The 14,476-nt window shown below is 42.3% G+C and carries 15 protein-coding genes; 8 read left to right on the forward strand and 7 right to left on the reverse strand.

The window, feature by feature from the left end:
• Positions 1-115: 115 nt before the first annotated feature.
• From lysA to EI164_RS09845, 3 genes are all read left to right on the forward strand, one after another.
• Positions 116-1,444, forward strand: a complete 1,329-nt coding sequence (gene lysA, locus EI164_RS09835; protein ID WP_225739215.1) for a diaminopimelate decarboxylase — start codon at positions 116-118, stop codon at positions 1,442-1,444.
• 165 nt (positions 1,445-1,609) lie between these two features.
• On the forward strand, positions 1,610-2,497 hold the full coding sequence (gene dapF / locus EI164_RS09840) for a diaminopimelate epimerase (protein WP_192519791.1): 888 nt from the start codon (positions 1,610-1,612) through the stop codon (positions 2,495-2,497).
• Positions 2,498-2,576: 79 nt separating this feature from the next.
• The gene (locus tag EI164_RS09845; RefSeq protein ID WP_413038456.1) at positions 2,577-3,608 is read left to right on the forward strand and encodes a tyrosine recombinase XerC; all 1,032 of its coding nucleotides are present in this window, start codon (positions 2,577-2,579) and stop codon (positions 3,606-3,608) included.
• Between the two features lie 7 nt (positions 3,609-3,615).
• Here EI164_RS09845 and EI164_RS09850 read toward each other — a convergent pair whose 3' ends face one another.
• Positions 3,616-4,512 (reverse strand): nitrilase-related carbon-nitrogen hydrolase, encoded by an 897-nt coding sequence (locus EI164_RS09850; protein WP_192519793.1) that lies wholly within the window; start codon positions 4,510-4,512, stop codon positions 3,616-3,618.
• Between the two features lie 456 nt (positions 4,513-4,968).
• Between EI164_RS09850 and rpoN the strand changes: the two genes are divergently transcribed.
• Positions 4,969-6,609 (forward strand): RNA polymerase factor sigma-54, encoded by a 1,641-nt coding sequence (gene rpoN / locus EI164_RS09855; protein ID WP_192519794.1) that lies wholly within the window; start codon positions 4,969-4,971, stop codon positions 6,607-6,609.
• Positions 6,610-7,047: 438 nt separating this feature from the next.
• On the forward strand, positions 7,048-7,428 hold the full coding sequence (hpf, locus tag EI164_RS09860; protein WP_192519795.1) for a ribosome hibernation-promoting factor, HPF/YfiA family: 381 nt from the start codon (positions 7,048-7,050) through the stop codon (positions 7,426-7,428).
• A gap of 224 nt (positions 7,429-7,652) precedes the next feature.
• On the opposite strand, the gene thiS is transcribed toward hpf, so the two are convergent.
• The 4 genes from thiS to EI164_RS09880 form a co-directional block, all read right to left on the reverse strand.
• Complete coding sequence (gene thiS / locus EI164_RS09865) at positions 7,653-7,853, reverse strand: sulfur carrier protein ThiS (RefSeq protein WP_192519796.1); 201 nt, start codon at positions 7,851-7,853, stop codon at positions 7,653-7,655.
• Positions 7,854-7,937: 84 nt separating this feature from the next.
• A complete protein-coding gene (locus tag EI164_RS09870) occupies positions 7,938-8,315 on the reverse strand; it encodes a DUF423 domain-containing protein (RefSeq protein WP_192519797.1) in 378 nt (125 codons plus the stop codon).
• Positions 8,316-8,361: 46 nt separating this feature from the next.
• A complete protein-coding gene (gene rpoH, locus EI164_RS09875) occupies positions 8,362-9,225 on the reverse strand; it encodes an RNA polymerase sigma factor RpoH (RefSeq protein ID WP_225739217.1) in 864 nt (287 codons plus the stop codon).
• A 228-nt stretch (positions 9,226-9,453) separates the two neighbouring features.
• Positions 9,454-9,891, reverse strand: a complete 438-nt coding sequence (locus tag EI164_RS09880; protein ID WP_192519799.1) for a sulfurtransferase TusA family protein — start codon at positions 9,889-9,891, stop codon at positions 9,454-9,456.
• Positions 9,892-10,239: 348 nt separating this feature from the next.
• Between EI164_RS09880 and EI164_RS09885 the strand changes: the two genes are divergently transcribed.
• Entirely contained in the window at positions 10,240-11,952 is a 1,713-nt protein-coding gene (locus EI164_RS09885) for a M48 family metalloprotease (protein ID WP_225739216.1), read from the forward strand.
• Positions 11,953-11,999: 47 nt separating this feature from the next.
• Here the strand turns inward: EI164_RS09885 and EI164_RS09890 are convergent, their stop codons facing one another.
• Entirely contained in the window at positions 12,000-12,452 is a 453-nt protein-coding gene (locus EI164_RS09890) for a GatB/YqeY domain-containing protein (RefSeq protein WP_192519800.1), read from the reverse strand.
• A gap of 121 nt (positions 12,453-12,573) precedes the next feature.
• Positions 12,574-12,789 carry a 30S ribosomal protein S21 gene (rpsU, locus tag EI164_RS09895; RefSeq protein ID WP_010195908.1) on the reverse strand — a complete coding sequence of 72 codons (216 nt, stop codon included), beginning with the start codon at positions 12,787-12,789 and terminating at the stop codon, positions 12,574-12,576.
• Positions 12,790-13,197: 408 nt separating this feature from the next.
• Between rpsU and EI164_RS09900 the strand changes: the two genes are divergently transcribed.
• Together EI164_RS09900 and EI164_RS09905 are read left to right on the forward strand one after the other, a co-directional pair.
• Positions 13,198-13,566 carry a hypothetical protein gene (locus EI164_RS09900; RefSeq protein WP_192519801.1) on the forward strand — a complete coding sequence of 123 codons (369 nt, stop codon included), beginning with the start codon at positions 13,198-13,200 and terminating at the stop codon, positions 13,564-13,566.
• A gap of 160 nt (positions 13,567-13,726) precedes the next feature.
• Positions 13,727-14,272, forward strand: coding sequence for a c-type cytochrome (locus EI164_RS09905; protein ID WP_192519802.1), 546 nt, complete (start codon positions 13,727-13,729; stop codon positions 14,270-14,272).
• Positions 14,273-14,476: the final 204 nt, after the last annotated feature.

Genomic DNA, 14,476 nt, shown 5'->3' on the forward strand with positions numbered 1-14,476 from the left:
GTCTCTTTATTTTAAAGGCTTTATACTTACTTTTCCAGATTAGGGACACGCCCTAGTGGATTTTGCCCAAAAATTCTGACAAATTTTATCTGATTGAATGAGAGACATAACTATAATGACGACAATAACCACCCAAACAGAACAGGGTTTATATATCAATCCTGAAGCCTTAACTGCTCATTTGCCAGCACTGCATTACCATAACGGTCGATTACATATGGAGCAGGTTAATGTTGATGACGTAGTCAAGCATTATGGCACGCCATGTTATGTTTATTCAAAACAGGCGATATTGGATGTTTATCAGGCTTATACTGATAGCTTTTCTAGCTTGCCGCACCAGGTTTGCTACGCTGTCAAAGCGAATTCTAACCTTGCGGTGCTTGGAGTGCTTGCGCAAGCAGGAGCAGGGTTTGATATTGTCTCACGTGGTGAGTTAATGCGAGTATTGGCGGCAGGTGGGGATGCTGCCCGCGTTGTATTCTCAGGTGTTGGTAAGACGTGTGATGATATTGAATATGCACTGAATCAAGGTATTGGTTGTTTCAACGTTGAGTCCATTAGTGAGCTTTCTTTAATTAATGAGGTAGCACAGCAGCTTGATAAACCAGCGCCGATTTCACTACGGGTAAATCCAAACGTAGATGCCAAGACCCATCCTTATATTTCAACGGGTTTAAAAGACAATAAATTTGGTATCGCACACGAAGATGCAGTGGCTGTCTATGAGCAAGCTGCGACATTGTCACATATCGATATTGTCGGTATCGACTGTCATATTGGCTCGCAACTGACGGAAGTAGAGCCATTCGTGGCGGCATTGGACAAAGTGATTGAGCTGGTACATAGCCTACGTGAGAAAGGTATTGAGCTACGTCATATCGATTTGGGTGGCGGTCTTGGCGTGCGCTATATCGATGAGACGCCCGTATCTATGGATGAGTTTGCTGCTGCGTTATTACCAAAGCTAAGCGAGCTTGGTTTAACGGTATTCTTTGAGCCGGGCCGCAGTATCGTGGCCAATGCAGGAGTGCTATTGACTCGAGTTGATGTGCTAAAGCCAACCGAACATAAAAACTTTGCTATCGTTGATGCGGCGATGAATGACTTGATTCGTCCAGCATTGTATCAGGCAGAGATGGCAGTGATTCCAGGCGTCTTGCCTAGCGACGGTATCGATACTGCTGGTACACAGCCATGGGATATGGTTGGCGCGATTTGTGAAACGGGTGATTTCTTAGCAAAAGATCGTTTATTGTCATTGGCAGTAGGAGATACGTTAGCAGTTACAGGCGCTGGTGCTTATGGCTTTACCATGAGTAGCAACTATAATTCGCGTCCCCGTGCTAGCGAAGTGATGGTAGCTGATAATCGTCATCAACTGATTCGTCAGCGTGAAACGATTGAGTCACTATATGAAAATGAAACGTTGTGGCAGTCTTAATAGACTTACCTAGCGTTCATTAGGTCTTAGTTGCGACAGAAAACCCATTATTGAAATAACAATGGGTTTTTTTATGACAAAATTTGATAGCAGTGATAGTTATGAATGTATCTGACAGCGTGCTAATATAAGCCATACATAAAAATAGGATAGGATATCAAAGGTATGCTAATAGAATTTACTAAGATGCATGGTCTAGGCAATGATTTTATGGTCATCGATTTGGTGACCCAGCGCTTAGAATTAACCAAGGATTTGGTACAGTTATTGGGAGATCGTCATTTAGGTATTGGCTTTGACCAGCTGCTAGTCGTTGAGCCACCTATGCGTCCGGATGTTGATTTTAGTTATCGTATTTTTAATACTGATGGTACAGAGGTTGAGCAGTGTGGTAATGGTGCACGATGTTTTGCTCGTTTTGTCCAAGCACGTAAACTGTCATTTAAACAGCGTCTACGTGTTGAGACTGCTAGCGGTATTATCACGCTGACTACAGATCGTTATGGTTGGGTAGAGGTCGATATGGGCAAGCCCAAATTTGAGCCGGATGAGATTCCATTTAGCCCGAGAGCCACTACCAAAATCCAAAACGCCTACCACCTAGATGTAAATGGCACACCTGTACAGCTCTATGTTGCCAATATGGGTAATCCTCATGCGGTTATCAAGGTCGATGATGTGCTTGATGCTGAGGTCGAAACCTTGGGCAAAGCCATTGAGTCACATCCGGCTTTTCCAGATCATGTAAACGTCGGCTTTATGCAGATTATGAATCAGCGTCATATTCGCCTGCGAGTTTATGAGCGCGGCGTCGGTGAAACCCAAGCTTGCGGTACAGGCGCTTGTGCTGCAGTGGCTGTTGGTATACGTGAAGGCTGGTTGGATGAAGGGGAAGAAGTACGCGCACAGCTCTATGGTGGCAGTATGATTATCAAATGGCAGCCAGGTTATTCAGTCATGATGACTGGCCCAACGGCCTTTGTCTATGAAGGTGTCTTTAGTCCAGATGGATTAATGGCACAAGCAGGTATCAAACCTAATTCAGAAGGCTAATGGAATTTTGGTTCATGCACAACGATAAGCGGCTCATATTAACTGCTAGGTACATACGATGGTCGTCTCTAATAGAGCTATGTCAAACAAAAATAGTCAGCGCCTGCCTGTATCAGAGTCAGAAGCATGGTTGTCAGATACACAAGCAGCCACTATAGAAGCAGATGCCGCGTTAAGGGAGTTGTTGTCAGATGTGCATCGTTGGCTAAACACTTTATCAGTGCGTAATCACTCGCGGCATACTTTAACGGCTTATTTTTCTGGATTAAACCAACTGGCGCTATTTTTGCGAGGTAAGTGCTTGACGTGGACGCGTTGTGATAAGCGCCAATTAGCCCAACATATCAGCCAACGCCTCGATGAAGATAAGCTTGCGCTTGCCAGTGTGCAGCAAGAGTTATCAGCTATTCGCCATTTTTATGGTTGGTTGATTGAAGAGGGACTGGCACGTATCAATCCAACGACAGGCTATCAGCTGAAACGTAGCCCTCGACCGCTACCGTCTATCGCTGATGTGGACTTACTCACTCAATTACTTGATCAAGAGATACCAGATTCTCCGGAACAAGCGCGTTTATGGTTACGTGATAAAGCCATGTTTGAGCTGCTTTACAGTAGTGGCTTGCGTGTTGGTGAGCTGGTTGCGCTAGATATGGCCGATGTGGACCTGTCAGAGTTACGGGTACGTGTGACAGGTAAAGGTAACAAAACACGCTTAGTACCTTTAGGTATAAAGGCTGCAGAGGCTATAACGCGCTATCTGCCGCATCGTAATCTGTGGGTCGAGCAGATGGACACAGCTTTGTTTATCAGCGAAAAGTTAGGCACACGTTTGTCAACGCGAGCGGTGCAGCAACGATTAAAGGTAGCTGCAACACGGGCAGGTATTGCTCAAAATATGTATCCGCATTTGTTGCGACATTGCTTTGCCTCACATATGCTATCAGGTAGTGGCGACTTGCGAGCGGTACAGGAAATGCTCGGTCATAGTGATATCAGCACCACGCAAATTTATACCCATGTTGATTTTGCTAAACTGACACAGGTCTACGATCGCGCTCATCCCCGAGCTACTCATGTGCAAAATGACAGTGATTCAAACTCGAGCTAAGTATCGGTTACGCCAAACGATGGCAGTCAAAGATGGGCATTTTTTGTCGCCCTTGCAGTTGTGTTGGTTTGTCTAGTGATGCCAATACCAAAGCATAATGCTGTTTTTCTTCGTTATTAGCGGTATCATTCAGCTCGCTGTCATCGTAGCTGTTTATGATGGTACCATCGTAAGCAGCAATCGTACTATGCCCCCACGTTTGGCGAATATCCCCATTTTTATAAACATGATCACCGCCCTGTGCCGCACCGATGACCATGCATTGGCTGTCTAGAGCACGTGCCCGCAACAATAAAGACCAATGCGCCTGGCCTGTTAGATAAGTAAATGCGGCAGGCGCGCTCAATATATCTGCACCTGCTTGCCTTAGACGTTGCGCCAATGCTGGAAAACGTAAATCAAAGCACACCATCATGCCTAGATGGTAAATTTCATTGTTTGCTTCGAGCGGTACAGTCACTGTTTGTGTGCCTGGCTCAAAAGTTGCGGCTTCATTATAGCTGCCTTGCTTATCTGCCACGGTTGCTGTGAATAAATGAATCTTGTCATAACGCGCCACTTGCTTACCGTCAGGAGCAAACAGTTGACTGACTTGGCGCAATCTACCATCTGGTACGATCATGCCATCTGGACGATAAAGGCAAGGTAGTGAGCCTACCAATACATACATACCGTAAGTGTGCGCATATCCAGCGATGGTTGCTGATAGTTCATCGAAACGCTCTGCGGTAGAAAACTGCTGTCCCATACTACAGCAGTTTTCTGGTAGAACAACAAGTTGAGCACCTTGCGCACGTGCTTCGATAATGGCAGCTTTGATATCATTGAGGTTTTTTTCAATATTTTGCTGGCTATTCATCTGAATGGCAGCGGTTAGCAATGGATTGTTTGTTTTGCTATTCATAGTAGTGTTCTCAGTGAGTTTTGAGACTTGTTTATTCAAATTTAATATTTAACAGACCCTGATATTATTCATCATACCTAGAGCTTGTCCTCAATCTAAAGAATAAACTGTAGATGGGCTAAAATTGCCAATATATTCATATTCACAGTAGGCTTTTCTTTGTTAATCTACCATTTTTCTCATTTCAGCTCAGTTAAATGATTATTGCTTGGGTTAAAAGCATGCTCCAGTTAGACGCACAGTTTTCATATCAATTATTTAGTAATTTATGCTGAAATGCTAAGATTTACATAGTTTTATGACAGAAAAGTAATAAATGTATCTGAACAGAGTATAAATTATCATAGCAAGATTGCATCAAAAAATGCTATCGTCATGTCCTAATAACGTTAAACTACTCGTTTAACCAAATATATATAGAATAATATTTTACTATCGGAGTGTAATAAGCCGCCCATGAGTATGTCGTTTGGATTGGCAACCACGCTGAGTACCTCACAGAAACTAACCCCTCAGATGCAGCAAGCTATTAAATTGCTGCAGCTCTCTAGTCTTGAGCTCGCACAAGAGGTTCAGGCCAAGCTGGATAGTAATCCATTGCTTGAACGTGTCGAAGATGATGAAGATGAGTACGATCATAGTGGCGATGATACTATCGATGAGCTGAATGAGCCATTGACGTTAGATAGCTGGAATCAAAATTCGGATGCTGATTCATCGACTGCTAACTCTGAGTATGATGAGGGGTTTAGTGATAGCTTTGATAAACTACAGCAAGTAAATATCGATGATGGTGCGGTAGACAATCATACTATGGATAGCGATGATTACAGTAGTTTTAATAGCGCTGATAGTGGTAATCATGCATCAGTGGCTACCAATACGGGTAACAAAAGCGATGAAGACTTTGATAGCTATCAAGGTGGTACGTCTGCCACTATCCAAGATCATGTGCGTTGGCAGCTAAATTTTAAACACCTTTCAGAAGCGGATATGGTGATCGCTACGTATCTAATAGATTCTATGGATGATATGGGGTTTATTCGGCTAGATGTTGATGAGTTTCTACAAAGTTTAGATACCATGGCAAGCTTTTATCAATGGGATGAGTGTGTTGAGAAAGATGAAATAATGGCCGTATTACGCATTATTCAATCTTGTGACCCGCTGGGTGTTGGTGCACGAAGTTTGAGTGAATGTCTCGCTATTCAGTTATCCAAGCTTAATACCGATACAGAATATTTAATAGAAGCCCAAGCGCTATTATCAGCTAGTGATCATTTAGTCAGTAATAATATCAAAGCACTTACTGAGCAGACAGGGCTCGCGGCTGAAAAAATCACACCTGCATTAAATCTATTACGCAGCTTAAACCCTTCGCCAGGCTTATTGTTTCAGAGTAGTCAACCAGATTATGTGCGTGAAACAGACAGCTACGACATTCCTGATGTATTGGTTACACCTGTTCGTCATCAAACGAGTGATAATAATTTAGAATCTGATGTACAGGATGATGCTTGGTATGTGCGTCTCAACCCCGACACATTGCCAAAGTTACGGGTCAATCAAGAATACGCCAATTTAGTTAAGCGTGGTGACGACAGTCCTGATAATCAATATTTACGCGAAAACCTCACTGATGCGCGTTTGTTCATTCGTAGTATCGAAGAGCGTAATCAGAACTTGCTAAAAGTGGCAACCAGTATTGTCCGTTATCAGCAAGAGTTTCTGTTACATGGTGCTACGGCAATGCAACCGCTGATACTAAAGGTTATCGCAGAAGAAGTTGATTTGCATGAATCTACGGTATCGCGTCTAACTACTAGCAAAACAATTTTGACACCACAAGGATTGTTTTCACTAAAACACTTCTTCTCATCACATGTCAGTAGTAATGACGGTGACATATCTTCAACGGCTATTAGCGCCATGATTAAGCAGCTTATAGCCGATGAAAATCCGAAAAAGCCATTATCAGACAGTCGTATCAAGGACAGTTTATTAGCGGAGGGTATCGATATCGCTAGAAGAACAGTGGCTAAATATCGTGAAGCGATGAATATTGGTTCATCTACCCAGCGCAAACAAAAATATTAAGGCGTGTTGTATGTTTGACAATAGCACTGATAGTACCTATTTATGAATGCTCAGCACACTTTAAGTGATGTTATTCAAAAAGTTGTGAGTAATGTCATACAATGGTCTTTTATGGCTTAATTCAAATATAAAAAATAAAATTTTTTGATTATATAGAAACATGATAGAAACAACAGGTTTTATTACATTTAATTACAATATAGTGTCTTGCTACTATTCAATTTTCATGACAAATTAGAGTCATACCAACAACGAAATCTAAATATCGATTTAGCCTATTTATAGCAGCAATCAGAGAGATGATGAAAGGATACATTAGCATTTGATTACATGCATTGACTATCAAAGGCGATAGATTAGCGGTTGGTAAAGCAGGGTGATAAAGGCAGGAATGCTATTTCATCTGTTGATTGTTAGTACAAACAAAAGGACAATAATATGAATGTTTCTATCAGTGGTCACCATATCAGTGTTACCGAAGCTATGGATAAAGCGGTGCGTGAAAAGCTTGAGAAAGTAGAACGACACTTTGATCAGATACAAAGTATTAAAGTGATATTATCGTTGGATAACAATGGTTCTAGCGATGGTGGTAAAAAAAGCCATAAAGCTGAAGCGATAATGAGAGTCTCAGGTCAAGAAATGTTTGTCCAATCGTGTGAAGATGATATGTATAAAGCCATTAATGACATGGCAGACAAACTTGATAGACAAGTACGTAAATATAAAACCCGCCAAGATCGTAAAAAGACTCAGGGTGCTGGACGTGACGACCGCTATGACGATCTCACAGCTGCCGACGTGGTACCTGCAGTATAATGCAATGAGTTTTAGTACTGAGTGTTAGTGTTTTTCAGATTTAACGAGTATTGGCTGATTCAATAACAACAGGTAAGATAATAAAGAGGACATCTGGCCCATATAGTTAAAACTTGATTCTACTAAATTGGCATGATAATACAAAAAAGGAAAAAGGCCTCAACGTATGATACGTTTGAGGCCTTTTCTATTATCAAGTATTTATACTGAGCTTGTTATAATGACTAGCCGCCACCAACGGCTTGTACTACCTCGATGTCCATTCCTTCCACGATACGTAGATGACCAAGCTCACTTTTGGGGATAAGCTCACCGTCGATTTCTACCGCATAACGCCCTTGGCTAAGTCCAAGTTCATTGATAACCAATTGCACAGTCTGGTGGGTAGTTTGCAATGTCTTACCATTGACACTAATGGTACTCATAAAAAACACTCCTTAATGGTTTCGTATTACTGCTATCAGCATAATGATTCTTCACATTGTCTGTTATCTATTTTATATGAGTGTCTATTTGGCTGCTGAATCATGTATTTTGAATGCTGATAGTGCTAGCCATAGCCAACCGATAATCATTAATACACCACCGATAGGTGTAATAGCTCCGAACCACAGTGGCGCCCCAAGTGTCATTGCATAAAGACTGCCCGAAAATATGATAATACCGATCTGTAGTAGCCATGCCGTTGTCTGAGTGATGTATTTGAGACGAATCAGCAGACCAACCAGCAGCAATCCAAGTGTATGGATAAATAAATATAAGGTCGCCGTGTGCCACCATTCTAGCTGTTGAGCACTGGCAATGTTTTTGAGGCCATGCGCGCCGAATGCACCTAGGGCGACGGCGACAGCCATATTGATCGCTGCAATACCTATCCAATTTAGCATGTTGAATTCATCTTATCTAAAAGCTATCACGACTAAAAGGCAGCTGTTATTGAATGTCATCTGGCAAGATGACGCTATCAATGGTCATTGCATCGCGAATCTTATCCATGGCATTTTTTTCGATTTGGCGGACACGCTCTGCAGAGATAGAGTAGACGGCTGCTAGCTCATGCAAGGTAGATTTTTGCTCAGAGAGCCAGCGCTGTTCGACGATATCGCGAGAACGGTCATCGAGAGTATCCATCGCTGCGATTAAGGCAGAGGAGTTATTCTCTTCCCAGTCTGATTCTTCTAACTGCTCAGCAGGATCGATGCCATCTTCTAAAAATAGCTGCGGTGCATAACGTCCATCGTCATCATCACTAGATTGCGCTTCAAATGATGCATCATAAGATGTGAGCCGTGACTCCATCTCTAGTACTTGTTTACGCGTGACATTGAGATCTTTTGCAATAGCATCAGCTTCTTCTAGAGTCAGCTGATTGTTGGTCTTTTTGAGACTACGCAAATTAAAGAACAGTTTGCGATGTGCTTTGGTGGTCGCAACTTTTACGATCCGCCAGTTTCGAATCACAAATTCATGAATCTCCGCCTTAATCCAATGTACAGCAAAGGATACCAAACGTACGCCTTTGTTGGGGTCAAAGCGTTTTACGGCTTTCATTAGACCTAGGTTGCCTTCTTGAATCAAGTCGGCTTGTGGTAAGCCATAACCGGAGTAACTGCGCGCAATGTGAATCACAAAGCGTAGATGTGACATCACAAGTAATCGTGCTGCTTCCACATCACCGTCATCATAGTAGCGATGCGCTAGCTCTTGCTCTTGTACTGGTGTCAAAATAGGAATTTGATGGACGGTATTGATATAAGCACCGAGATTGACCCCAGGTGCAGATAAATGGGTTGGCATCGCAGGTACTAAGTCACGGGTACTGGTATCACCTAGCGCATTCGCATCATAAGGTGGTCGTTGTGCGGCAGCTTTTAGCGCTGCATCACGTGCTTCGTTTATTACCGGTGCTGCCTCATCTTTTGTAGCATCATTAGAAGTATTAGCCATATTCTTGACCTTATTAAATAGTGACGCAAATAGTCATATAAAAATATTTATAGTTGTAATTGTAAAGGATAGCGACACTTAGTTGCTATCAGTTTTAGTAATGATGAAGTGATATATTGTATCGAAACGCTGTGATGATATGCTATTAGTTGTCTGTTGGTGGGTGACGCTATTAATAATCAATAGCAGCTGAGTTTGACGACAAAAAGCAGTGATATCAGCTTGTGAGTTGGCATCGGTGGCGACGACATATAGTGAGTCACCATTTGCGACATCACGTAATGCCACTTTGGTTTTTAATAACGGCATCGGACAAGCAAGTCCGCGGCCATCGACGAAGCGAGTAATATTAATGCTAAGTGGTCTTATCTCTGCATTCTGGTTTAAAGCACTGTTATCTGCTTTCAATAAGGCTAAAAGTTGATTGATCTCTTGTTGATCAGCACTAGAGATTTTTTCTGATAATCTTATAGCGTCATGTGTATGGAGGATGGTGGACTGACTATCAGCAGACATAAAACAACCTTTATAAAGACCAATACTTTAATTGGCACTATTTTTATGGTAAATAATAGTTGGTTTTAGAATATTGTTAATTTTAAGGTTTTGTTATGGAGTGCCTTGTGCTCAATAGCAACCCAAACCTATTGTTTAAGTTGCTATTATAGCAAATAGCCAAGGTATCAGTGCAGTTGAATATAATCAACATCGTATTCGGTTCGTTAGAATCACACAATGATGTTGCACGATAGTGACACACCGCTTAGTTATTGGTAGTCGAAAACATACTAGAATTGACCTTGTATCAACAAGCTCGTATAGTCGACAAAACATGGTTCATACTCACTTGTATAGGATAAGTATTTGTATCACTCTAATAGACAGTCGATGTTTGGTAGTACCAGCATCCGTTCATCGAATATACACAAGTCAAACCAACATGTGCTCTGCTTCATGTCGCTTTTTTGTGGACGAAAAAAAACGATGCTGTCTATAGCGGTATCAAGTGCTTTTGCATCAGGAGTTGCAGCGGCATTATTGATGGCCATACCCGCTGCGGCCAATAGTATTGACTGGAGTGGTAGCAGTAATCAAACAGAGTCAACCAATTATAATTCGTGGCAGCCTGCAAAAACCGACACACTAAGTCTACCTAGCTTGCGTGGTCAAGGCTTGAGCTTCGCTGAACAATATCAAAATAAATTGCTTGGTGAGTGGTCGCTACGAAATGTCAATGGTAGCATTAAGATGGAGCATGACCCTTGGATTCAAGAAACGCTCAAAGACATGACGTGGCGTCTTAATGCTCAAGCGCGGCAACAAGCACTAATGGGCTTGGTGATTATTGATAGCCCTAGTATTAATGCCTTTGCGGCACCAGGCGGTGTCATTGGAATCAATACAGGAACCATATTGGCAGCCAAAAGTATGGACGAGCTTGCCAGTGTGATAGCGCATGAAGTTGCGCATCTTAGCCAACATCATTATGAGAGTGGTGTCGATGACAGCAAAAAAGCATTACTGATGCAGGTAGGAGGTATGCTAGCGGCGATAGCAGCGTCAGCGGTCGATGGTGATGCAGCAGCAGCGGTGATGATGGGTAGCCAAACAGCGACGATGAATAGTAGCATGGCGTTTAGTCGCAGCAATGAGCGTGAGGCTGATCGGATAGGAATGCAAATCATGACTCACGCAGGTTATGATCCGAGAGCGATGCCGCGATTTTTTGCGACCATGAATCAACAAAGTCAGCTGAATCAATCCGAAAACCAGTTCTTACCAAGTTTTATACTCTCACATCCATTGACTAACGAGCGCTTGAGTGACTCACAAAGTCGCGCGCAGAGCTATCCGTCATTATCATTGAGCCAGCAGCAACGTCATCAAGCGTTGTTTGATCTGCTCTATTGGCGTGTACAAAGTATGGGTAAGCATGCTTCTAAGACAACATTGACCACTGCTGCCAATAATAGCGTTGGTGCTAAATTGGCATTGATGAATTGGTATGGTGAGCAGCAACGTTTTAAAGATGCCGAAAAAGTACTGAGTGAAATCAATGCATTGCCAGTGGAACAGCGTCAAAGGTTGGAGCCTTTGTTATCGATTACTCATAGCCAAGTATTGACAGAACAAGATAAGTGGTCAGAAGCCGCTGAGATTTTAGATGGGCAACATCGTCTTTATCCTGAGCGTCGTGATCTTCGGATTTATTTGGCCGAAGCGCTCACCAACAGCAACCAGCCAGCTAAAGCGCAAGCATTGCTCAAAACTTTGATAGAGCAGCAGCCAAGTGATCGCTATGCTTGGCAGAGTTTACAGCTGGCCAATGAGAAGTTAGCAAAAACGACTACATCACCACAATTAGCCAATATTGCGACAATCAATGCGTTGCGCTATCGGAGTCAGGATCAGCTATGGAGTAATCGCTATGAAAGCGCGCTAATATCACTCACACAAGCTAAGCAACTGGCAGAAAAACTACAAAATACCACGCAAGCAAATAGTGCACGCCCACTCTTGGCTAATATCAATGCAGAAATTAAGGCAGTAAAAACCGCCAAAGACTTTAAGCCTTAGGCGGTTATTTGTATCAAAATACCGATTAATCAATAATAGGTAACGAGCTATTTGCTTTGCAGTGCTTCTTTTACCAGTTTAGAGATGATAGCTGGATCAGCACGACCTGCGGTTTTATTCTTTAACACACCCATCACACTACCCATATCACGCATAGATGTTGCACCTTGCTCAGCGACTTCTGCTTGTACCAAGGCTGTAAGCTCCTCATTATCCATTTGTTTTGGCATAAACTCATTGATGATGTTGATTTCAAACTGCTCTTTGGCTGCTAAGTCGTCACGACTGTTTTCGGTAAAAATACCAAGCGACTCGTGTCGCTGTTTTAGCTGCTTTTGTAGTACTTCTAATACTTGGTCATCGTCAAGTTCTGTTTGACGATCAATCTCGATTTGCTTGATGACGGCTTGTATGTTACGCAATACTTTAACACGCTCAAGCTCACGAGCTTTCATGGATAATTTGATGCTATCCGATAAGTTTTGTTTAATTTGGCTCATTGTTATTATCCTTATTGGCTAAGTGTTAATCATAAAAATTGTAGCATAAAAAACGCCACTGATATCAATTGATAACAGTGGCGTTAGTGTAGCGCTTGTATTTAACTAATCGTAATATAGATTAGTACATACGAGTGGTACGAATAGTTTCGCGTTGTAGTTTTTTCTTATAACGCTTTACGGCAGCTGCTTTTTTACGCTTACGTACTTGCGTTGGTTTTTCATAAAACTCGCGCTTACGTACGTCTGATAATACACCAGCTTTTTCACAAGCACGCTTGAAACGACGGATAGCGATATCTACTGGTTCGTTTTCTTTAACCTTAACTGCAGGCATGAAGACTCCTTGATTAGGATGAGATATAAAGGCATTAGTTTGGCTGTGTATTAGTATTTAGCCGTGATATCTCAAGACCACAGGCATCAGCTCAAACTAGGATAATATTGCGCATGAGCACAAGGGCAGGTATTTTAATAAATAATATTAAAAAAGTCAATAAATTTAGTGTGTTAATCCATATTTATCATGCAAACTGCATGATGTGATGTTGAGATAAGGATAGGTTGTTGTGTGAACTATATATTTTAGCGAATATTGGATGTATACATAAATATCTTGCATAAAATTATCATGAATAAAAACCCTACTGTCTATAACGGTTTGGTTGGAGTTTATGCTATGATATTTTCCATATAGTAGTAAGCATATTAACCGTTTTGTGTGCATTTTATTGAGGATGTTTGAATGAAAAAGACAGTATTAAATACGGCGTTGAGTACAGCATTTATTGTCGCTTTTAGTTTTGGTGTTAGCGCTTGTGGTGGTCACGAAGAGGGCGAGTCACATGAAGTATTGGCAAAAGATCGCGTAGATGCTGCCTCAGCACTTGCTCGTGAAAATGCACCTGACGCTGAAGAGTTCGACTTTCCAGAAACCGCAGTCGCTCCAGTCGATGGTACAGAGGCAACAGACGAAGCAGGCGACACAGATGCCGCTACTGAAGCCACGACCGATGACAGTATAGACACTGATACCGATGCAGCGGCTGATACCGATGCTGCGGCTACGGATAGTACTGATATGGAAGCTGCGGACGCTGACACAGCGGAGTAAGTACTGATTTTATGGTTGTTGTGATTTCTACTAGCGCGTGTCCTCATTTTGAAAATATCGATAAAAATGAGAACACGCTATAGAAACAAGCCATAAATTAGCGCCACAATTTGAGGCAATGCGCAGCTGCTAGCACGAAATATTAGGTAAAGGTGTGACTATGATGAATAAACAACAGCGTATGAGCAAACTGACCGTCTCCGCCATTAGCATTAGTATGTTACTGGTATTGAGTGCTTGTAGCAGTGATGACGCCGACACTGAATCTCCTACGGCTGTTAATGAAACCACGACTAGTACTGCTGTAGCAGACACGCCAACAGCGGAGTCTGAAGTGGCTGAATCTGAAACTGCTGCGCCTGAATCTATACCTGAAGCAGACGCTGCTGAGTCGACTGTGACGACAGAAAAGTCAGAAGTAGAAGCATCAAAGCCAGAAGTGGCTGCTGAGCCTGAAGTATTGGCTGCTGACGCAGGTGCTAAGCTCTATGAGTCAAACTGTAAAGTGTGTCATGAGGCAGGTTTGCTTAATGCACCAAAATATGGTGATAAAGCCGCGTGGGCAGCACGTCTTAGCAAAGGTAAAGATACGCTGCATATACATTCAGCAAAAGGCTTTAAGAATATGCCAGCGCAAGTGACTGACAAGATAAGTGAAGCACAGGTCTATGCTGCTGTAGATTATATGATAGAAGCAGTCAGCTGATACTATATATAGAATATATTCGCCATTGAAATTTGCTAAAATAACCGTCATTGTGACTGACAATGGCGGTTTTTTAATGCGCGTTCTTTGTTATGTCAAAGCTAAAAATATAGTCAGCTGTGTCTAGGGCGTGCCCTAAGTCATTTGGTCTATCAAAAAAGCGAAAGAGGACTCCACCCGACATTAGGGTGGAGGTGAATTTCG

It is taken from the genome of Psychrobacter sp. FME13 (assembly GCF_014861395.1).
In the GTDB taxonomy this organism is placed as follows: Bacteria; Pseudomonadota; Gammaproteobacteria; order Pseudomonadales; family Moraxellaceae; genus Psychrobacter.